Raw genomic sequence first — 19,799 nt, 5'->3', positions numbered from 1 at the left:
GACTATGATTCCAGGAATAAAAGGAGTTGTTTTCTCAGTTTTGAAAAATCAGAAGATGACGCCGAAATGTTTACTTGTCAAAGCCGCAGAGCAAGTGGAAGATAAGCGGGAAGAATATAAAGAAGTATTGCTTCAGCTGAATCGCATGCTCAAGAGGGCTGAGCCGCACAATGAATGGAGTGATCGGCTGATGCATACATATGAACAGATGAAGGAATATGCGCTGTTTGTGCAGTCTATTGAGATGTTTTTGCGGTCATCCGCGAAAAAAATGAAATAATCCCCCTCGATCATGAGGGGGATATTTATTTTATTTTCCGCTAAGACGCATCGCCGAATGTTTAGTCGGTCCGATGTATTGGTTCAGCGGGAAGGATTCTTTGATTGCCGCGGTGATAAATTCTTTCGCCGCATAGATGGCTTCCTTCACTTCAGCGCCTTTGGCCAGTTCTGCCGTCACGGCGGCGGAGAATGTGCATCCGGCTCCGTGCGTGTAAGGTGTATCAATCATTTCGCTTTCTAATACTTCCGCGGTTTCTCCGTCATACAGCACGTCGATCGCTTTTTCATGTTTCAATTTGCCTCCGCCTGTAATCAATACATATTTCGCGCCGAGTTTGTGAATTTTCTTGGCCGCTTCTTTCATGTCTTCCACCGTTTTTAATTCATCCATACCGCTCAGCTGGCTTGCTTCAAACAGGTTTGGCGTGATGACGGTTGCCAGCGGCGCCAATTGGGTGCGAAGCGCTTCGGCATGCTCCGGATACAGCACTTCGTTCGCTCCTTTGCAGACCATGACAGGATCGATAACGACATTCTTCAGCTGTTTTTCTTTAATCGTTTTCGCCGCAAGCTCTATGATCTCCACGGTAGGGAGCATTCCCGTTTTCATGGCGTCTACGCCGATTCCGTCAACAATCGTCGCCAGCTGTGCGCGAATCGTATCAGCATCGATCGGAAATACTTGATGATCCCAGCTGTTCTCCGGGTCCATTGCTACGATCACGGTCAAAGCCGTCATTCCGTATACGTTTTTTTCTTGAAATGTTTTTAAATCGGCCTGAATTCCCGCGCCGCCGCTGGAATCAGAACCGGCAATAGTAAGTGCTTTGTGCATTGACATATCAATGGCCTCCATCAGTGTTTTATATCTCATTATAGTTAGATTTTCTCCCGATCACAATACGGAAGGCTTGGAGGAATGATTTGACAGCCGCGGGGGATGTGCGTACAATACCTACATAAGATTACTAGGTAAGGGTGAAAAAATAAATGCTCAACAGGGAGCTTGTAAAGGGAAGCACGGTCATTCTGGTGCTGACGCTGCTGAATGAACGGCCCATGTACGGGTATGAACTTGTGAAAGAAATGGAGAAAAGAAGCGGGAATGAACTGCAAATGAAGGAAGGCACGCTGTACCCATCGCTTCATAAGCTTGAACGCCAAAGCTATATTTCTTCTTACTGGGAAAAGCAGACCAAAGGGCCGGACCGAAAATATTACCGGATCACCGATGAAGGAAAAAACATTCTAGCCGAACGGACGAAGGAATGGAATCTGTTCTCTGCTCTGATGGACCGGATGCTGAAGCGGGGCGGGCAGAATGGATAAAGACCTTTATGTGCAGGAAATCAGAAAAGGGCTGGAAGGCAAGGCCGGAAGCCGTGAATTATTAAAGGAAATCGAAAGCCATATTCATCATGCCATATGTGATCATCTGGAAAAAGGCAAAACCGAAAGCGAAGCGATGGCGCTTATTCTGCGGGAAGTGGGGACTCCGTCTGAGATTATCTCTGCTTTTCAAAAAGCTTCGGCGGTGCCCGCGCGGACTTTTATGTTCTTTTATCTGTTCTGCAACTGCGGTCTTTTTGTGATGGGGGCGATGATTACGATGATGCACGCGTGGAAGATTCATCCCGCTGTTGACGCGCTGTGGAAAGGGATTTCCGTGTCAGTATGGCTGATTATGATCGGTTATGTGCTGTATTGGTTCCAAATCGGCTATCAAGCTGGCAAGGAGTTCGGGGCTGGCGGCAAAAAGCTTGCTGAGCGGACGGTATGGGCTTCAATGGTGCCGAATCTATGTTTTATGTTTGTCTTTTTGTTCAATCTGGTTCCGGCTGGGCTGTTTCCTTCGGCGGTCACACCGAGTTTTGCGGCAGTATGCGCTGTTGTGACGGTATGTTTTCCGTTTTGCGGCAAAATAGGTTTTTATGCAGGCAGGCAGAGACTTGCCTGATCTTTTTCACTATATACATAGGGAATCTATATAGGGGTGTTAAAATGAGATTAGGTTCGTGGATGTACGGCGCGTGCGCCCAAATAGCCGTTACCGTATTTACCGTCTGCGGCTTGGTTCTTGCATTGCCCGTTGGGAGTCTTTTTATTATGGTTCTGAATGGGATGCAAGACGCTATTTTTGTTGTTTTCAGTATTTTGCTTCTTCTATTGTTTTATGCGCTGGGATGGATTTGGGCCGTTTCGTTTGCGCGTGAGTGGAAGGTGAAACTTTTCGAGCTGCAGATCAGTTCGCTCATTCCGCTGGCGGGTATATTATACTTGTACATTGACAGCGGAGTGAGTATACCGGAACTGATTCATGATTGGCATGAGGATGGATGTGCGCTTGTCCCGCCGGCTTTTGTCTGCTTGTGCACATGCTATGCGATGGTGTTGGTGCCTGTTTATCAATCAAAACTTTGGAACGCCATGGAGGCGGGCAGACTTAATGCCAAGGCGGTATGCACTGTTTGGGGAGACCTTCTGATCATTCTCGTTTTGCTGGCGGGCATGACCTGGATTTGTTTCTGAATGGGCCGAAATCAAAAATCCCCCCTGATCTCTCCGCCGCTTTATGTTTTAATAGAACATGAGAAAAAGCAGAAGGAGCGGGTCATGAATATATCAATTGTCATAGTCACGTATAACCGGATTCCGGCTTTGTGTGAGCTGCTGGAGTCGATTTCCATGCAGACCATAAAGCCTTATGAAGTCATCATCGTAAATGATGCCGGGGAATCGGTCGAACAAGCGAAGCAGCTGTACAGCGATCTGCCGATTCAGATTATTGATTTAGAACAGAATGCCGGACATGTGGAAGCGCGGAACGCAGGTGTGAAAAAAGCGTCGGGTGATTGTATCATGCTGTGCGATGATGATGATTTCATTACGCCGGGCCATTTGGAAAGAATGGCGACTGCACTTGCTGATGCGGATTTTGTCCATTCTGACGCGGAAATTGTGTCATTTGAAGAACGGGGCGGCACGAGATACCCGGTGTCACGAAAGCCGTTCGCCTATACGGCGGATTATGCGGATATGCGGGTGTTTTCCACGTACGTTCCGTCGGGCAGCATGTACAGGCGTTCTCTGCATGACACGTTAGGGTATTTTGATCCGGATGTCCATAATTATTGGGACTGGGACTTTTATTTGCGCGCCGCGAAACAGCACCGTGTGAAGCGTGTTCCTTGCGCGAGCGTCATATATGCGTTTTTTGAGGGAGGCGGCAATCAGTCCGCGGATCTCGGCGGCAAACGGAAGCGGTACTTAGACCGGTTAAGCGAAAAGCACGGGCTTGGGGAGCTCCCGACGAAAAACTTCGCGGTTCTTCTTGAAGAGCCGGACATGAAGAGGCGGGAGGCGCCGACTGACATTGTGTGGGACGGAAAGCCCGTCCATTCAAGACTGCACAGTTCATAAGGGGGACGGACAGTTTGAAACAGCTTTTAAAGGACAGCTGGTGGAATCAGCTGAAAGATGAATTTGACAAACCGTATTATCAAGAGCTGAGAGAGATGCTGAAACAAGAATACAGCAGCCAAACGATTTATCCTGACAGCCATGATATTTTTAACGCCTTGCATTATACGCCCTATGAGGATGTAAAAGCGGTCATTCTCGGACAGGACCCGTATCACGGGCCAGGACAGGCGCACGGGCTTAGTTTTTCCGTTCAGCCCGGGGTCAGACAGCCGCCGTCTTTGAAAAATATTTTCATAGAGCTTCAGGAAGATATCGGCTGCTCCGTACCGAACCACGGATCGCTCGTCAGCTGGGCGAAGCAGGGAGTGCTTTTGTTAAACACAGTGCTTACGGTTCGCCGCGGTCAGGCCAATTCCCACAAAGGCAAGGGATGGGAGCGGCTCACTGACCGCATCATTGATGTGGTGAATGAAAGAGAGAAACCGATTGTCTTTATCCTGTGGGGGCGTCACGCGCAGATGAAAAAAGAGCGCATTGACACATCGAAACACATTATTATTGAATCGACTCATCCGAGCCCGTTTTCGGCAAGGAACGGTTTTTTCGGGAGCAGACCGTTTTCCCGTACAAACGCCGCCCTTGAAAAAATGGGGGAGCAGCCGATCGATTGGTGCATCCCCGACCTGCCGCAATAAACGTTTTTTTTGAGGCGCTTCCGCCCGGCGGAAGCGTCTTTTTTGACGTTCCGGGCGGTATGCCGCCAGAAAAAATAACAAACTCAATTCTGCGATTCGCTCAGAAATTTGATAAAATGCAGGAAGAAGACAAATTACTGCTGGAGGATTTACTCATGAACATACATATCTCTGCTCTGATTCAGAAGATGGAAGAAGAACTGAGGCAGGCGAAAACGGCGACCCGCACCGAGGAAGTCAAAATGCACGCGGCCGCCATCCGCTCTCTGTGTGATGTCGTGCTCGGCACTCAGACGCACACCGCTCCGGCGCCTGTGCAGAATCCGATTCCGAAAGCGGCGCCGAAACCTTCCGCGTCTCCTTCGACAGACCCGCTGCTGCTTGAAAAAATGATGGGCAGCGCCGGGCTGAATCAATATCAGAAAAAAGCGAAAGACGAACGTGAGGAAGACGGGAACGGGGATTCCATTTTCGATTTTTAACAGGAGAGGTTGATTGACTTGAAACTGATACTCGGGGGTTTGCAATGGACGGCATTTATGATTGCGGCTGCGATTGTAGTTCCTGTCGCCATCGCACAATCATTTCACTTGAACCATGCCGATTCTGCCGCATTGATTCAGAGCACATTTTTTGTGCTTGGCGTCGCCGCGGTCATCCAATGTCTCCAGGGACATCGTCTGCCGATTAATGAAAGCCCGGCAGGCTTATGGTGGGGCGTATACACGATTTACGGCGGACTGACGGGCACGGTGTTTGCGACATTCGGCGAGACGCTGCGGGCGCTGCAGGGGGCGCTGTTATTAAGCGCTGTCTTTTTCTTTTTGTTCAGCCTTTTTAAAGTGATTGAACGGCTGGCCGTGCTGTTTACGCCGGTTGTGACCGGTGTGTATCTGCTGCTGTTGGTCATGCAGCTGAGTCAGCCGATTGTGAAAGGCCTTTTAGGCATCGGCTATTTAAAAAACAGCGTCGACGGCCTTGTATTCGGGCTCGCCATGGTTGTGACGGCGGCGATGTTCATCATGTCCCGATCGAATGTTACGTTCTTAAGACAGTATGCGATTCTCCTTTCGCTTGCCGGCGGATGGATCTTATTCGCCGTCTTCGGCGCAGCCAAACCGATTCAAATACCGGACCGCATAATTCAGCTGCCGGCTCTTTTTCCGTTTGGAAAACCCGTGTTTGACAGCGGCCTGATCATTACGTCACTCTTCATTACCGTGCTTTTGATTGTCAACATGCTCGCGAGCATCCGGGTTGTAGAAGCGGCGGTGAAAAAATTCGGCGGCACCGTTGGGAAGCGGCGTGAGCGTCCGGCAGGGTTTGCGGCTTCGATCAGCCACCTTTTGAGCGGGCTGTCAGGGGGCATTGCGCCTGTACCGATTTCAGGGGCGGCCGGTTTTATTGAGACGACGAAGCTTCCTTCGAAAAAGCCGTTTCTTTTGGGAAGTGTATTTGTCATGATCATCAGTATGATCCCGCTATTTATGAATGCGTTTGCGAGTCTGCCCTCACCGGTCGGCTTTGCGGTAAACTTCGTCGTTTTTTCCACGATGGCGGGTCTTGCCTTTACGGAGTTTGACTCTTATGAGAAAGCGGAGCAAAAACGAATCCGCTCCATTATCGGTCTGGCGCTCCTGACGGGGGTCGGCGTAATGTTTGTGCCGGAGAGCGCGTTATCAGGGATGCACCCGATCCTGATTTCGCTCTTAAGCAACGGCCTTGTGCTCGGGACGCTGCTGGCGATAGCGATTGACCGAATTCAGCTTATCAAAAAGAAAAAATCCGACAATCTCGTGTCATCGGACGGCGGACGTTGAATTTTGCCGATGTTGGGTTATGATTGAATTGGAAACTTTAACGAAAAGGCGGGAGAAAAATAGATGAAAGTGTTTATTATTCTTGGTGCGATTAACGCTTTATTGGCCGTGGCGCTGGGCGCTTTCGGCGCGCATGGGCTTGAAGGGAAAATCCCCGATAAATATTTGCAGGTGTGGCACACAGGCGTGCAATATCATATGTATCACGCGCTCGGTCTTCTGGCTGTCGCGTTTTTGGCCGAAAAGCTTTCTGGCGCAGGCAGTGTTTCTGTTGCGGGCTGGCTGATGTTTGCAGGCATCGTTCTGTTTTCAGGAAGCCTGTACGTATTGAGCGTGACGCAGATTTCCATTCTCGGCGCGATTACACCGCTCGGCGGCGTGGCGTTTATCATCTCTTGGATTATGATTATCGTCGCGGCCGTCAAATATTTATAAAGAAAAAAAGCCAATCCTCTGTCAAGTGAGCGATTGGCTTTTTGATTTATCTCGGAGAATAAGAAGACATGGAGTACGGATAAGTATAAGCGATTTCCTCATCAAACGTGATGTAATCAAGGTAAATGGTCAGAAGCAGATAGCGGGTGCCCGTTTTCGGATCGCTGATGATGATATGGTCACGTCCCGCCGCCTGAATCACACCGCGGAAAATCTTTGAATTCCATTCTTTGCTGTTTTCAAATGTCATATAAATCGTCGCCGTTTTGCCCCGGTTCAACCGCAGAATATTTTCAATGTATGACTCTTCAATCGGCAGCATGCCGGGAATGTTTTGTGACGATGATGGACCTGACGGAATCTGAAAGCTGCCGCCGCCCTGCTGCTGCGGCTGGCCGGGGAACCCCCCGCCGAAGCCCTGCTGGCCCTGCTGCTGCGGCTGGCCGGGAAACCCCCCGCCGAAGCCCTGCTGACCTTGCTGCATCGGCATTGTCATTTGCTGCTGCATCGGCATCATTTGCGATCCTTGGCCGCCCTGAGGCTGCGGATAAGGATTAGGCCCGAGCTGCGGCTGGTATCCTTGCATATCCATTCCCATCCCCATCCCTTGCATTTGCTGATATTGATTCTTTTTCGGTTTCATATTGTTCCTCCTTTGATGAAAACCTCTTCATGCTGAAACCTCCTGACAAGTATCAGACAGCCGACAGAGAAGCTGCTGTTTTTATCTATTCCACCATATGAGCCCGCAGAAAGATTTATGCGAAAAAAGAAAATACGCTCCAATGAGTCCGGACATCAGAGCCGGCTTTTTTTGTGCGCGCAATGCTGACTTTTCACATAATAGTCTGTATTCCTATCGCATCTTCCGCATAATGAACATATGATAGCGGTAGTTTCAGGTGCGAAAAGGGGGTGACGAGTTGCCTAAAGTGTCAGTGATCATGACGAGCTATAACAAAAGTGACTATGTGGCCCGCTCTATTAAAAGTATTCTGTCTCAGACGTTTACGGACTTTGAGCTGTTCATTATGGATGACAACTCAAATGAAGCGACATTGGCGGAAATACGTCCTTTTCTCACGGATGACCGCGTCCGGTTTTATCAAAGCGATGTATCGGGCGTCAAAGAAAGAACGGAAAAAACACGCTACGCCGCCTTGATTAATCAGGCAATAGAAATGGCGGAGGGCGAGTACGTGACATATGCGACCGACGACAACACGTATGTGCCGGAACGGCTTGAGAAAATGGTGAAAGAGCTTGATGAAGACCCGGAAAAAGCCGTCGTGTATTCAAGTTCCAAAACCTATCATCTGAATCAGCGGAAAGAGACGGTGAAGGAGACGGCCAGGCCCGCCGAACGGATCGTGTGGAACGCGCCGTGCGCCATTGACCATTGTTCGGTCATGCACCGGTTTTCCGTGCTGGAACAGGTCAAATCGGCATTCGGTTCCTATTGGGATGAAAGCCCGGCGTTTTACCGGATCGGTGACGCCCGTTTCTTCTGGAGAGTGAATCATTTTTATCCGTTTTACCCGATTTCTGAGGAGCTTGATATCAATTATATTACTGATCAATCCATCCATTATCAGCTTTTCGCAGCGGAGAAAAACGAGTTTGTGAACAGCCTTCCGCAGCAGACCACGTGCCGGGAGCTGAGGGAATCATTAAAAAAGCTTGGAAAGGGGTGAGGGCTTGTCGGCATACTTAGCGAATTATTGGGTGCTGTACCGGCAGTATATTGACCTTTTTCAGTCACTTCGCTACAAAGACATCCCGCTCGCATTGATCAGTAATTTTTATCAATATATCAGTCCGGCGCTTCGGGAGAGCATGGAGCAGAACCCAGAGCTTTTCGGTCCGGCTGATCAGCATATTCCTGAAGTCGGTATACAGCCATATTATGATCAAAAAAGGCAAAACATTAAGAAAACAGATGAGAAACCGGTAAACGGAAAAGTCATTCTGCATTTCGATCATCTTCGGTTCACCGAGGGAAACTACCGGCAGTTTGATCCGGCAAAAACAGCGGTACTGGCCAGATGGAGTCTGCCTGACCATTACGGGCTGCCCGTTATCTGCAAATTGGAGCTGACGGGAATGGGGCAAAAAGGGAACCCCGTCCCTTATATTGAAAAAGCCCATTCCATTTTGAAAGAGCTTCACAGCCATCCCGCTTTCGGAAACAGAGAATTTCAGGAACGTTTGTATAAAGACATTCCATTATTTATTGAAGCGATTGACGCCGTTGATATTTTGTTTGCGGCCGAGAAGATTTCCGCCGTTGTAGTCGGCACGACGGAGGATATTTACAGCCGTGTGCTGGCGCTGATGTCAGCGAAAAAAAACGCCGTCAGCATCTGTCTGCAGCACGGAGCGCTCATGGGAGATGAAGCGTTTCTGCCCGTATTTACGGACTATCAGGCTGTATTCGGGGCTTATGAAGCGGAGTGGTATAAAGCAAAAGGCTGCAGGGATGAACAAATCATCATCACGGGGCATCCCCGTTTCGACGAGATTTTCTCAAGAGAGCCGATAGATCAAGACACGTTTTACCGCAAACTTTCTTTTCTCCCGTCACAGCGGACGGTGCTGATCGCCACGCAGCCGTTTTCTGATGAATTTTATACGGGCGTGCTTGAAGAGCTTGCCGGCCAAAAGAACATGCAGCTCATTATTAAACCGCATCCGTGGGAAATCGGCAAAAACAAGCTGGATGCTTACAATCAGGTGCTGCGGAAATATAAAGCAGGCAAAATCATCAAAAAAGAGATGGAGCTGTATGATATTCTACCGTATGTTGACGCTGCGGTGACACAGACATCAACGGTCGGTCTTGAAGCGATGCTGTTTCAAAAGCCCGTGCTGATCGGAAAATCAGCGGGAACCCGCCGATACCCTTATTATCATTCACTTGGAGAATTTGTTTTTGAGGACCCGCAGGCACTTGCTCAGGAATTAATCCGGATATGCGAAAGCCCCGCGGAATATCAAAAAGCGGAACAGGCGCGCCGTGCTTTTGTCGCCGCGAACTACCCGGTTCAGGATTCGCTTGCCGCTTTATGCCAAGTGCTTCAGGAAAAAACCGGAGTCAGCTTCAGACGGGTTGACCCTTCATAAAAAAGATAGGAGCGCAAAGAAAATGGTGCAAAAAAGATCAGCTTTTCTTCCTTATTCATTGCCCATGATCGGGAAGGACGAAATTCAGGAGGTTATTGATACGCTTGAATCGGGCTGGCTTTCAAAGGGACCGAAAGTAGAGGCGTTTGAAAAAGCCTTTGCCAACTGGACGGGGGCAAAGCACGCGATCGCGCTGAACTCATGTACCGCCGCTTTGTTTTTGGCCCTGAAAGCGAAAGGAATCGGTCCCGGTGACGAGGTCATCACGTCTGCCGTGACATTCAGTTCAACAGCCAATACAATCGTGCACACAGGCGCCGTTCCGGTGTTTGTTGACATCGATCCGCTTACGCTGAATGCGGACCCTAAAAACATTGAGGCGGCCGTCACCCCGCGGACAAAAGCGATTGTACCCGTTCATTTCGCCGGCCAGTCATGTGATATGGATCGGATTCTGGACATTGCCGAAAAGCATCAGTTATTTGTCTTAGAGGATGCCGCACATGCCGTGTATACCACTTATAAACAGAAAATGATCGGATCAATCGGTGATGCGACGGCATTCAGCTTCTACGCGACAAAAAACCTGGCAACCGGTGAAGGCGGCATGCTGACGACGGACGATGACGGGCTTGCCGATCAGATCAGGGTGCTCAGCCTTCACGGCATGAGCAAAGGCGCGTGGAACCGCTATTCTTCAAACGGAAGCTGGTACTACGAGGTCGAAACGCCCGGCTATAAAATGAATATGTTTGATCTTCAGGCAGCGCTTGGGCTTCATCAGCTGAAACGGATTGACAGCATGCAGCAAAGAAGAGCCGACATTGCGAGCCGCTACCAAGACGCCTTCAGACACATGAAAGGGCTGACCGTCCCGCATGTCAGTGATGACGGGCGGCATGCATGGCATCTGTATGTTCTTCAAATAGAGGAGCAGGAGGCCGGGGTCAGCCGGAACGATCTGATTTCCGCTTTAAAAGACCAATATCATATCGGCACAAGTGTTCATTTTATTCCGGTTCCGTTCCATCCGTATTATCAAAAAACGTACGGATATAAGGAAACTGACTTTCCGGCCGCGGCAGCGTATTATCACCGCACCGTGTCACTCCCTCTTTATCCGTCAATGACAGATGACGACGTTGAATACGTCATTGCAGCCGTTACGGATATCGTCAAAGGGGCTGATTAGGTGTACAGACTGAGGGAAAATCTTGCTCAGGACATGATTCATGCCTTCCTGCATCAGAAGGGCATCCAGCCGGAAGCCTATGAATCGTCGCTCTGTTTATTGGAAGAAAACAGCCTTCAAGGCGTGATTTTATATGAAAACTCTTCGTGGGAAAGTCAATTGTTCCGAAAAAATATCATCAATGTGAAGATTGCAGCCGCAAACAGCACCGGACAGCTCAAAAGGCTGTTTCAGGAATTTTACGCGGCAAGGCGGGCGGCAGGCACTGATTTTATATTTATTAAAATACCGGCTGAAGATATCGGGGCGATGCAGGTCGTTCAGCAGCTTCCGAACGCTTATTTTGTAGGGAGTCTGCTCAAGCTCGTCAGCCCGGTGCGTGTATATAACAGCACGCCGCCGTTTGAGATTACAGAAGCCGGACCCGGCGACATGGAAGCGATCAGCCGGCTGGCCCGCGACGCCTTTACAAAAAGCAGGTATTACCAAGATCCCCGCCTCAGCTATGAAAGTGCAAACCGCCTGTTTGAAGAGTGGGCGCGGAATAACGCGGGAGGCAGAGCTTCGTTACAATTCGCCGCCACATATAAGGGAGAGACCGTGGGCTTTGTTCAGGGGCTGTCTAAAGGCGATGAATTCGTCCTTGATCTGATGGCGGTAAAGCCGGGCTTTGAAGGAAAAGGAGCGGGATTCCATTTAGCGGCGCACGTGATTGAACAATCATTGCGCTTTCAGCATAAGACTGTATCAGCGGGAACGCAGCTCCACAATGTAAGAGCCATCCGCCTGTATGAAAGAATGGGATTTAAAGCGGATGCGTCCTATTACTACTATCATGTGTGGCCCGGGAAGGAGGCGGACTGATGGCATCATGCAAAATCGGAACGAAGTCAATCGGCGAAGGTTCGCCCGTATTCATCATCGCCGAAGCCGGAATTAATCATGACGGAAAACTGAGCCAGGCGTTTGAATTGATAGATGCGGCCAGTGAGGCCGGCGCGGACGCGGTCAAGTTCCAAATGTTTCAGGCTGACAAAATGTATCAGAAAGACCCCGGCTTGTACAAAACCGCTGCGGGAAAAAACGTCTCTATTTTTTCTTTGGTGCAATCCATGGAAATGCCCGCCGAGTGGATCGAACCGCTGCTTGAATATTGTAAGAAAAAAGGCGTGCTGTTTTTAAGTACGGTATGTGACGAAGGCTCTGCCGACTTACTGTATGCGACTTCCCCTTCAGCCTTTAAAATCGCCTCCTACGAGCTGAACCATCTGCCGTTATTGAAATATGTCGCGGGGCTGAAGACCCCGATTATTTTTTCCACCGCGGGCGCTGATATTTCAGATATTCAGGAGGCTTATCAAACCATTACCGGCGAGGGGAACACAGAAATTGCGATCATGCATTGTGTGGCGAAATATCCCGCGCCGCCTGAATACAGCAATCTGAGCGTCATTCCCATGCTTGCCGCCGCATTCCCGGATGCAGTGATCGGTTTCTCCGATCACAGCGCCCATCCGTATGATGTGCCGTGCGCGGCTGTCAGGCTCGGAGCGAAACTGATTGAAAAGCATTTTACGATCGATAAAAACCTGCCCGGTGCTGATCACTCCTTCGCTCTCAATCCGGATGAATTAAAAGAAATGGTTGCGGCGATCCGCTCAGTTGAAGCGGAGCTGCGGCAGGGGCATCACGCTCCGGTTCCGGAAGTGCTGTCGGGAAGCTCCCATAAAACGACGACACCGATTGAAGGGGATATCAGAAGGTTCGCTTACAGAGGCATTTTTTCAACAGCGCCGATTCAAAAAGGCGAATGTTTTACGGCTGAAAACCTTGCCGTCCTTCGTCCCGGCCAAAAACCGCAGGGGCTCCACCCGAGATATTTTGAGCTTTTAACTGACGGCGCGCGTGCGGTCAGGGATATCCCCGCCGACACGGGCATCACTTGGGATGACCTTTTGACGAAAGGCAGCCCATATGATGACTGACATTTTGTTTATCATTCAGGCGCGGATGGGAAGCGGGCGTCTTCCCGGTAAAGTGCTGAAACCGATCGGCGGGTATACGATCCTCGATATGATTGTCAAAAGGGTTCGGCAAAGCGCGTATTATGATCAATCGCGGGATAATCTGATCGTCGCCTCGTCTGACAGCAAGACCGACGACATTCTGTCTGCGCACTGCCTCAGCAAGAACTACCGTGTGCACCGCGGCAGCGAGCAGCGCGTGCTTGACCGGTTTGCACAAGTCATCGAACGAGTAAAACCGGACATCGCAGTCAGACTGACGGGGGATAACCCGTTTGTCGACCCTTCGCTGCTTGATTTTCTGATTCAATCGCATTTAGATCAGCACGCAGACTACACGTATATTTGCGGTACACCGCTCGGCATCGGCGGCGAGGCGGTAAACGCGCGCCTTTTAACAGAGATCAATGCCGACAAAACGCTGGCGGACAAATATCAGGAGCATGTCACGCTTTTAATAAGAGAATCCTCTGAGAAGTACCGGCTTCTCTTTCCTGAGCCCCCGCAGGAACTCCGGGCTCCTCACTTGCGGCTGACCGTCGACACCGAAGAGGACTACAGGCTGGCCCGCGAGCTGTACGTAAAAGCGGGCTCGCGTCCTGATATCCCGGCAAAAGAATTGATCCATCTGCTGAATAGTGATCCGGAGCTCAGGGCCATTAATCAAATGATCCGGCAAAAAGAGGCTGATTAGCATGCGGGTTTTGATTTTCGCGGACGGGGGCCGTGACATCGGCATGGGGCACGCGGTCCGGATGAAGCTGCTTGCCGGTGCCATTAAGAACAATTGCTCAATAACGTTCTACACAAATAAAGAGGCTTCTTCTTATCTGTCTTCTGATCAATGGGAAGTGATCATCAAGCCTGATAAGGGACAGAAGGAATTTATTGTCCGGGAAATAAACAGGCAGGCTCCTGACCTTCTCATATTCGATCTGCTCGATATGCCGTGTGACTGGTTAGAGGAAGTCAAAAAGCATTCATCGGCACGTATCGTCTTATTTGAAGAAAAACGGGAACATGTCATTCATTTATGCGATGCCGTTATAAACGGCATTTACGGAGGGCTGAAAAGCCGGACGGTTCAAATGGGCGGCGCCGTTGTATATGAAGGCCCGGAATATATCATTCTTCATCCGGGTTTTGAAAAAGCAAAGCATCTCTATCAGCTGAGAAAAGAATGCCGGACCATATTGGTCTCATTAGGAGGAAGCGACCCGAAGAAGCTTGTCTTTAAAGTGATGGAAGCATGCCGCCGCATCCCCGATATTCAGCGAAAACGAGTGATCATCGTCATGGGCGGCGCCGCGCCTCATGCTGATGACGTGCGCGCGCATCTTACACAAATGCCTTATGCCGAGATGGTAAGGCAGACAAATGACATGGCCGCGCTTCTTTCGAGGGCTGATATGGCCGTCGTGTCCGGCGGGATCACTTTATATGAGACCATTTGTACGGGTGTGCCCTGCATCGTACTTTCTCAAGTGGAGCATCAAACTGAGACGGCGGAAAAATTCGCCGCACGGGGGGCCGCCGTTCATCTCGGCCTTGGTGAATGCATATCAGCGGACGTTCTCGCACGGCATATGTCTGACATGGCCGCTGATTATCCGATGCGGTCCGGACTTCATCAAAACGGAAAGCCGCTGGTTGACGGCAGGGGCATCAAACGGGCGGCGGCGATTCTTTATGATTTGTGATAAAACCACACGTAAGGAAGTGTTCATGTGAAAGGTGTTATCTTAGCCGGAGGCACCGGCTCACGCCTTATGCCGCTGACAAAAGCGGTCAATAAGCATTTACTCCCTGTCGGTCCATATCCGATGATTTACTGGTCGATCATGAAGCTGGAAGAAGCGGGGATTACGGATATCTTGCTGATTACGCAAAAAGAATATATTCCGCAATTTCATAAACTTCTCGAAACCGGAGAAGAACTCGGCGTCTCAATCACATATCAGGTTCAGCCAGCCGCATCCGGCATTTCCGACGGTTTATCATACGCAAAGCGGTTTACCGGGCGCGACCCGTTTGTCCTGCTTTTGGGAGATAATATTTTTGAAGATTCATTAAAACCTTATACGGAGCGTTTCGCAAAGCAGGGAAAAGGAGCGAAAGTGCTGCTGAAAGAAGTGGACGATCCGGAGCGCTTCGGCATCGCCGAGATTGATGAGGAAAACAAACGGATCAAGTCGATCATTGAAAAGCCGGAGCAGCCGCCGACCAGACTATGCGTCACAGGGATCTACATGTACGACGCAGAAGTGTTTTCTTATATTGAACAGATTTCCCCTTCAAAACGCGGCGAACTGGAAATTACAGATGTCAATAATTTATACATTGAACACAGTGAGCTGACGTATGATGTGTTAACGGGCTGGTGGGTGGATGCGGGCACGCATGAATCGCTCTACCTCGCCGGAAGCCTGGCGCATCAGGCAATACAGAAAGGACAGGAGCATTAATCATGCCAAAATCATATTTAATTACAGGCGGCGCCGGATTTATCGGCCTTACCTTCACAAAGATGATGCTGAAAGAAACGGACGCGCAGATTACCGTCCTGGATAATCTCACGTATGCAAGCAGGCCGCTTGAAATAGAAGCCTTAAAAAAGAACGGCCGTTTCCGTTTTATCAAAGGTGACATTTCTAAAAAAGAGGACATTGACAAAGTCTTTTCCCACATGTATGACGCTGTCATTCATTTTGCGGCTGAATCCCATGTGGACAGAAGCATAAATCAGGCAGAGCCGTTCATCACAACAAATGTGATGGGCACATACCGACTGGCGGACGCGGTGTTGCAGGGAAAAGCCGGCAGACTGATTCACATTTCCACAGATGAGGTGTACGGAGATTTGGCGCCGGATGATCCCGCTTTTACAGAGACGACGCCGCTTTCTCCGAACAATCCGTATTCCGCCAGCAAGGCAAGCTCAGACCTGCTCGTCATGTCTTATGTGAAAACTCATAAGCTTCCAGCCATCATTACAAGATGCAGCAACAATTACGGGCCGTACCAGCATCACGAGAAAATGATTCCGACCATTATCAGGCATGCCGTAAACGGCACGCCGGTTCCGCTGTACGGCGACGGATTGCAGATCAGAGACTGGCTGTTTGCCGAAGACCATTGCCGCGCCATTAAGCTCGTCCTGGAAAAAGGAACACTCGGTGACATTTACAATATCGGCGGAGGAAATGAACGGACGAATAAAGAGCTTGCGTCATTTATCATGAAGGAGCTCGGTGTCGAGGAACGGTTTGCTCATGTCGAAGACAGAAAAGGGCATGACCGCCGCTACGCCATCAATGCTTCAAAGCTGAAAAATGAGCTGGGATGGCGGCAGGACGTCACATTTGAAGAAGGAATGAGAAGAACCATTCGCTGGTATACAGACAGCCAAGACTAATCGGAAAGAAGGTGATCCGATTGACGAAGGTATTAGTAACCGGAGCGGCCGGCCAGCTGGGGCGGGAGTTATGCCGCCAGCTGAAGCGGGAAGGGTATGAAGTGATCGCCTTGACAAAAGCGATGATGAACTTATCCGACCAGCGTTCGGTGCGGCACTCGTTCAGCCATTACAAGCCGGATATCGTCGTCAATACGGCGGCATACACCTCCGTTGACAAATGTGAAACGGAGCTCGACAAAGCGTATTTAATAAACGGAATCGGCGCTTATTATGCCGCGCTTGAGGCTGAAAACACCGGCGCGAAATTCATTCACATCAGCACCGATTACGTCTTCAGCGGCAAAGGAACACGGCCATACCAGACCGACGATCCCGCAGATCCGGGCACGATTTACGGAAAAAGCAAAAAACTCGGCGAAGAACTGATCCGGTTAACGGGAAAAAACCACACCATTATCAGAACATCGTGGGTGTACGGCAGCGGCGGGCACAACTTTGTCAATACGATGCTGAAACTTGCGGATACACATGATCAGGTGCGTGTCGTTAACGATCAAGTCGGCGCACCGACGTACACAAAGGATTTAGCCGAAACGGTGATCGGTCTGTTTGACAGGCCGCCGGGCTTATATCACGCCGCAAACAGCGGAGTGTGCAGCTGGTATGAATTTGCCAAGGCTATTTTTGAAGAAAGCGGCAGAACCGCCGCCGTGCTGCCCGTCACGACGGAGGAATACGGAAATGAGACGCCGCGCCCCGCTTATTCGGTGTTGAGTCTTGAGTCGATTGAACGGCAGGGGCTCGGCATGAGGCATTGGCGGGAAGCGCTGCATGATTATTTACAAAGGGAGGGACAGTGCAAGTGATCGAAGGCGTAAAAATCAAAAAGCTGATCAAACACAGCGATGACCGGGGTTTTTTCTCAGAACTCGTCCGTGACGATGAACATCTCTTAGAGCGTTTCGGGCAGGCTTCCTGGTCCAAAAGCTATCCCGGCGTCATTAAAGCATTTCACTATCATGAGAAACAGGATGACCTGTGGTTTTTTCCGACGGGTCACGCCCAGGTCGTGCTCCATGACCTTCGCGAAGAGTCGGCAACCAAGGGAGAAACGGATGTCTACTACATGGGAGAAGACAATCCGATGCTCCTTCTCATTCCCAAAGGCGTCGCACACGGGTACAGAGTGCTGGGCGAAACCCCGCTGACCATTATTTATTTCACGACGATGTCCTACAATCCGGATCAGCCTGACGAAAAAAGAATTCCGTGGAATGATGACACCATCGGATTTGACTGGCAGACGGCTCACCGGTAGCGCACAAGACGAAGACAGCGGATGTCTTCGTTTTTTTGTGCTGATGTTAGCATTTGCTGTGAATGGAGCTAGTGAATAAGATACGACCGTCGACTATCATGATTGCTGGCCTGAAGGACAATTTCATCAAAAATGTCTTGGAAGATGTCGGTTAATCCTTAATGGAACCAAAAATTAAAAGATTCTTATTTTCTTCTCCTATGAAGAACATACATCCTAAAAAACAATAAATGATTTATAGAATGGGGATAGGATTAGGATTTAATTAGAAAAATCTTAAGAAAAAAGTAATATTTGCTTAAGGGAAAAGAGAACTTTCCTTTATATAGTAGGAGTATATATGGAAAGGGGAAAGCGAATGACATACATCTTAAAAACGAGTCAGCTTACAAAAACATTTAAAGGAAAAGAAGTTGTTTCCGGGGTTAATATGCACGTGAAAAAAGGGGAGATTTATGGATTCTTGGGTCCCAATGGTGCAGGTAAAACAACCATTATGAAAATGATTACCAATTTAATCAAGCCAACAAGTGGGGAAATAGAAATTTTCGGTGAGAAATTAACAGATACGTCATTTGAAGTTTTAAAACGAATGGGCACCATTATTGAATATCCCATTTTCTATGACAACCTCACTGCTAAAGAAAATTTAGATTTCCATTGTGAATATATGGGCTATTACGATAAAAAATCCATTGACCACGCTATCGAGCTTGTAAAGTTACATAATATTGATAATAAAAAAGTGAAAGAGTTTTCTTTAGGAATGAAACAAAGGTTAGGAATAGCCAGAGCTATTTCTACAAGACCAGAACTTCTCATTTTAGACGAGCCGATTAACGGTCTGGATCCAATAGGTATAAAAGAGTTGAGGGATCTCTTTAAGTTACTTTGCAGAGAATATGGAATTACATTATTAGTCTCCAGTCACATTTTAGCCGAAATGGAACAAATGTCAGATACTGTTGGTATCATACAGAATGGCAAGTTAATAAAAGAAGTTTCTATGAAGAGTATAAACGGAAAACAAACAGAGTATGTAGAGGTAAAAGTCCAAAATATAAAAAAAGCGTTATATATTTTAGAGCAAAATCTGGGGATAAGAAATTTTAAAATGATTGACCAGCAATTAATTCGTATCTATGAAACAGCAGTTACACAACAAGAAATCTCTAAAGCACTTATTCTGAATGACATTGGTATAGAAAGTATAAATAAAAAACACAGTTCTTTAGAAGAATACTTCTTAAATTCTATGAATGGGGAGGGAATACACACTAGATAGATTGCCCGTCTGTGTTATGCACCTATTTGCATTGTCTTAAATTCTTCTGCTGGAGGCTATTAGCATGTTAAAACTTATGAAATTAGAGTACAAAAAACATCACTTATCACAGTATTTTAAATGGGTGGCACTTTGGATATTCATCATCTTTGCCTTAGTGGCTCTTATGGGATGGGAATCTAAAAATGAAAATGAACTTATGTTTCGTGATTATGCAGATTTTATATCTCTAACTAATATTTTAATCAGAATTGTGTTTATTTGTTTTTCTGCTGTGATTTTATCCCGTTTAGTTATTGATGAATATAAAAATAAAACAATACAATTGCTGTTTACTTATCCTTTACAAAGAAAAAAATTAATGCAAGCTAAACTATCTATTGTCTTCCTATTCTGCTTTGTAAGTATTGTTATTGCTACGTTTGTTATTAACTTGTTAATTCTCTTCGTGAGTCCGCACTTATATTTATTCGAGAAGCCTGTTGAAATGAGTGAAGTTGTTTCCGCTATGCCATCGACTCTTCTCACCGCTTTTATGATGGGAGGAGTGAGTCTGATTCCTTTATTTTTCGGCATGAGAAAAAAATCAACTTCTGCTACAATCACTTGGGCTGTCATAATCGGGGTCTTTATCAATGCAACAGTTTCCGACGGAGGAGAAACAGTCAGTTTAAGTCAATTTATTATCATTCCAATTATACTTTGTTTATTTGGTTTTTTAGTGGGTTATCTTTCTTACCGTAAGGTGGATCAGAAAGATTTATTGTAGATAAAAGGAGAAATT

24 protein-coding genes are annotated in these 19,799 nt (G+C 48.2%); 22 read left to right on the top strand and 2 right to left on the bottom strand.

All coding sequences use genetic code 11. From position 1 onward, the window contains the following. Positions 1-4 precede the first annotated feature (4 nt). Positions 5-280 (top strand): hypothetical protein, encoded by a 276-nt coding sequence (locus K3G25_RS13265; RefSeq protein WP_042635591.1) that lies wholly within the window; start codon positions 5-7, stop codon positions 278-280. Positions 281-310: 30 nt separating this feature from the next. Here the strand turns inward: K3G25_RS13265 and K3G25_RS13260 are convergent, their stop codons facing one another. Beyond that, positions 311-1,123, bottom strand: coding sequence for a bifunctional hydroxymethylpyrimidine kinase/phosphomethylpyrimidine kinase (locus K3G25_RS13260; protein ID WP_095271322.1), 813 nt, complete (start codon positions 1,121-1,123; stop codon positions 311-313). A 149-nt stretch (positions 1,124-1,272) separates the two neighbouring features. Here K3G25_RS13260 and K3G25_RS13255 point away from each other — a divergent pair, with 149 nt between their 5' ends. From K3G25_RS13255 to K3G25_RS13220, 8 genes are all read left to right on the top strand, one after another. Next, a complete protein-coding gene (locus K3G25_RS13255; protein WP_003150960.1) occupies positions 1,273-1,611 on the top strand; it encodes a PadR family transcriptional regulator in 339 nt (112 codons plus the stop codon). Beyond that, a complete protein-coding gene (locus K3G25_RS13250) occupies positions 1,604-2,239 on the top strand; it encodes a permease prefix domain 1-containing protein (protein ID WP_160183110.1) in 636 nt (211 codons plus the stop codon). Before K3G25_RS13255 ends, K3G25_RS13250 begins: the two co-directional genes overlap by 8 nt. 44 nt (positions 2,240-2,283) lie before the next feature. Continuing rightward, positions 2,284-2,811: a hypothetical protein gene (locus K3G25_RS13245; protein WP_046560132.1), complete on the top strand. Its 528-nt coding sequence runs from the start codon at positions 2,284-2,286 to the stop codon at positions 2,809-2,811. Positions 2,812-2,895: 84 nt separating this feature from the next. Next, positions 2,896-3,702 carry a glycosyltransferase family 2 protein gene (locus K3G25_RS13240; RefSeq protein ID WP_232489345.1) on the top strand — a complete coding sequence of 269 codons (807 nt, stop codon included), beginning with the start codon at positions 2,896-2,898 and terminating at the stop codon, positions 3,700-3,702. 14 nt (positions 3,703-3,716) lie between these two features. Further along, positions 3,717-4,400, top strand: a complete 684-nt coding sequence (locus K3G25_RS13235) for a uracil-DNA glycosylase (protein ID WP_021494756.1) — start codon at positions 3,717-3,719, stop codon at positions 4,398-4,400. Positions 4,401-4,459: 59 nt separating this feature from the next. Continuing rightward, positions 4,460-4,882 carry a YwdI family protein gene (locus K3G25_RS13230; RefSeq protein ID WP_032860150.1) on the top strand — a complete coding sequence of 141 codons (423 nt, stop codon included), beginning with the start codon at positions 4,460-4,462 and terminating at the stop codon, positions 4,880-4,882. Between the two features lie 18 nt (positions 4,883-4,900). Then, positions 4,901-6,220, top strand: coding sequence for a purine/pyrimidine permease (locus tag K3G25_RS13225; protein WP_072176923.1), 1,320 nt, complete (start codon positions 4,901-4,903; stop codon positions 6,218-6,220). 63 nt (positions 6,221-6,283) lie between these two features. After that, positions 6,284-6,655, top strand: a complete 372-nt coding sequence (locus K3G25_RS13220; protein ID WP_003150969.1) for a DUF423 domain-containing protein — start codon at positions 6,284-6,286, stop codon at positions 6,653-6,655. A gap of 46 nt (positions 6,656-6,701) precedes the next feature. On the opposite strand, the gene gerQ is transcribed toward K3G25_RS13220, so the two are convergent. Beyond that, complete coding sequence (gene gerQ / locus K3G25_RS13215) at positions 6,702-7,298, bottom strand: spore coat protein GerQ (protein ID WP_232489344.1); 597 nt, start codon at positions 7,296-7,298, stop codon at positions 6,702-6,704. Between the two features lie 280 nt (positions 7,299-7,578). Between gerQ and K3G25_RS13210 the strand changes: the two genes are divergently transcribed. From K3G25_RS13210 to K3G25_RS13150, 13 genes are all read left to right on the top strand, one after another. Next, entirely contained in the window at positions 7,579-8,349 is a 771-nt protein-coding gene (locus K3G25_RS13210; RefSeq protein WP_003150972.1) for a glycosyltransferase family 2 protein, read from the top strand. A gap of 4 nt (positions 8,350-8,353) precedes the next feature. Further along, positions 8,354-9,778, top strand: coding sequence for a capsular polysaccharide export protein, LipB/KpsS family (locus K3G25_RS13205; protein ID WP_232489343.1), 1,425 nt, complete (start codon positions 8,354-8,356; stop codon positions 9,776-9,778). Between the two features lie 22 nt (positions 9,779-9,800). Beyond that, positions 9,801-10,970: a DegT/DnrJ/EryC1/StrS family aminotransferase gene (locus tag K3G25_RS13200; RefSeq protein ID WP_160183108.1), complete on the top strand. Its 1,170-nt coding sequence runs from the start codon at positions 9,801-9,803 to the stop codon at positions 10,968-10,970. Then, positions 10,971-11,834: a GNAT family N-acetyltransferase gene (locus K3G25_RS13195; protein ID WP_072176926.1), complete on the top strand. Its 864-nt coding sequence runs from the start codon at positions 10,971-10,973 to the stop codon at positions 11,832-11,834. It abuts the gene before it with no gap. After that, positions 11,834-12,955 carry an N-acetylneuraminate synthase family protein gene (locus K3G25_RS13190; protein ID WP_007614529.1) on the top strand — a complete coding sequence of 374 codons (1,122 nt, stop codon included), beginning with the start codon at positions 11,834-11,836 and terminating at the stop codon, positions 12,953-12,955. The genes K3G25_RS13195 and K3G25_RS13190 overlap by 1 nt, the downstream gene beginning before the upstream one ends. Further along, a complete protein-coding gene (locus K3G25_RS13185; protein WP_232489747.1) occupies positions 12,948-13,688 on the top strand; it encodes a cytidylyltransferase domain-containing protein in 741 nt (246 codons plus the stop codon). Before K3G25_RS13190 ends, K3G25_RS13185 begins: the two co-directional genes overlap by 8 nt. A gap of 1 nt (position 13,689) precedes the next feature. After that, on the top strand, positions 13,690-14,694 hold the full coding sequence (locus K3G25_RS13180; protein ID WP_232489342.1) for a PseG/SpsG family protein: 1,005 nt from the start codon (positions 13,690-13,692) through the stop codon (positions 14,692-14,694). A 27-nt stretch (positions 14,695-14,721) separates the two neighbouring features. Then, complete coding sequence (locus tag K3G25_RS13175; protein ID WP_029972897.1) at positions 14,722-15,459, top strand: sugar phosphate nucleotidyltransferase; 738 nt, start codon at positions 14,722-14,724, stop codon at positions 15,457-15,459. Positions 15,460-15,461: 2 nt separating this feature from the next. Then, complete coding sequence (gene rfbB / locus K3G25_RS13170; protein ID WP_021494763.1) at positions 15,462-16,409, top strand: dTDP-glucose 4,6-dehydratase; 948 nt, start codon at positions 15,462-15,464, stop codon at positions 16,407-16,409. A 20-nt stretch (positions 16,410-16,429) separates the two neighbouring features. Next, positions 16,430-17,278 carry a dTDP-4-dehydrorhamnose reductase gene (gene rfbD / locus K3G25_RS13165; RefSeq protein WP_021494764.1) on the top strand — a complete coding sequence of 283 codons (849 nt, stop codon included), beginning with the start codon at positions 16,430-16,432 and terminating at the stop codon, positions 17,276-17,278. Next, positions 17,275-17,730: a dTDP-4-dehydrorhamnose 3,5-epimerase family protein gene (locus K3G25_RS13160; RefSeq protein ID WP_003150986.1), complete on the top strand. Its 456-nt coding sequence runs from the start codon at positions 17,275-17,277 to the stop codon at positions 17,728-17,730. Before rfbD ends, K3G25_RS13160 begins: the two co-directional genes overlap by 4 nt. A gap of 358 nt (positions 17,731-18,088) precedes the next feature. Next, positions 18,089-19,015, top strand: a complete 927-nt coding sequence (locus K3G25_RS13155) for an ABC transporter ATP-binding protein (protein WP_025649399.1) — start codon at positions 18,089-18,091, stop codon at positions 19,013-19,015. A gap of 64 nt (positions 19,016-19,079) precedes the next feature. Beyond that, complete coding sequence (locus tag K3G25_RS13150; protein WP_209387703.1) at positions 19,080-19,784, top strand: ABC transporter permease; 705 nt, start codon at positions 19,080-19,082, stop codon at positions 19,782-19,784. Positions 19,785-19,799: the final 15 nt, after the last annotated feature.

This window comes from Bacillus sp. FCW2 (assembly GCF_021228595.1).
GTDB lineage: Bacteria > Bacillota > Bacilli > Bacillales > Bacillaceae > Bacillus > Bacillus velezensis.
This window is presented reverse-complemented; position numbering and strand designations above follow the sequence as displayed.

Excerpts from the sequence above, each read along its gene's own strand:
- K3G25_RS13220 (WP_003150969.1), top strand. The coding sequence starts at position 6,284 with ATGAAAGTGTTTATTATTCTTGGTGCGATTAACGCTTTATTGGCCGTG.
- K3G25_RS13155 (WP_025649399.1), top strand. The coding sequence starts at position 18,089 with ATGACATACATCTTAAAAACGAGTCAGCTTACAAAAACATTTAAAGGA.
- K3G25_RS13180 (WP_232489342.1), top strand. The coding sequence starts at position 13,690 with ATGCGGGTTTTGATTTTCGCGGACGGGGGCCGTGACATCGGCATGGGG.
- gerQ (WP_232489344.1), bottom strand. The coding sequence starts at position 7,298 with ATGAAACCGAAAAAGAATCAATATCAGCAAATGCAAGGGATGGGGATG.
- K3G25_RS13245 (WP_046560132.1), top strand. The coding sequence starts at position 2,284 with ATGAGATTAGGTTCGTGGATGTACGGCGCGTGCGCCCAAATAGCCGTT.
- K3G25_RS13185 (WP_232489747.1), top strand. The coding sequence starts at position 12,948 with ATGACTGACATTTTGTTTATCATTCAGGCGCGGATGGGAAGCGGGCGT.
- K3G25_RS13265 (WP_042635591.1), top strand. The coding sequence starts at position 5 with ATGATTCCAGGAATAAAAGGAGTTGTTTTCTCAGTTTTGAAAAATCAG.
- K3G25_RS13150 (WP_209387703.1), top strand. The coding sequence starts at position 19,080 with ATGTTAAAACTTATGAAATTAGAGTACAAAAAACATCACTTATCACAG.
- rfbB (WP_021494763.1), top strand. The coding sequence starts at position 15,462 with ATGCCAAAATCATATTTAATTACAGGCGGCGCCGGATTTATCGGCCTT.
- K3G25_RS13190 (WP_007614529.1), top strand. The coding sequence starts at position 11,834 with ATGGCATCATGCAAAATCGGAACGAAGTCAATCGGCGAAGGTTCGCCC.
- K3G25_RS13260 (WP_095271322.1), bottom strand. The coding sequence starts at position 1,123 with ATGTCAATGCACAAAGCACTTACTATTGCCGGTTCTGATTCCAGCGGC.
- K3G25_RS13255 (WP_003150960.1), top strand. The coding sequence starts at position 1,273 with ATGCTCAACAGGGAGCTTGTAAAGGGAAGCACGGTCATTCTGGTGCTG.
- K3G25_RS13230 (WP_032860150.1), top strand. The coding sequence starts at position 4,460 with ATGCCGCCAGAAAAAATAACAAACTCAATTCTGCGATTCGCTCAGAAA.
- K3G25_RS13250 (WP_160183110.1), top strand. The coding sequence starts at position 1,604 with ATGGATAAAGACCTTTATGTGCAGGAAATCAGAAAAGGGCTGGAAGGC.
- K3G25_RS13200 (WP_160183108.1), top strand. The coding sequence starts at position 9,801 with ATGGTGCAAAAAAGATCAGCTTTTCTTCCTTATTCATTGCCCATGATC.
- K3G25_RS13240 (WP_232489345.1), top strand. The coding sequence starts at position 2,896 with ATGAATATATCAATTGTCATAGTCACGTATAACCGGATTCCGGCTTTG.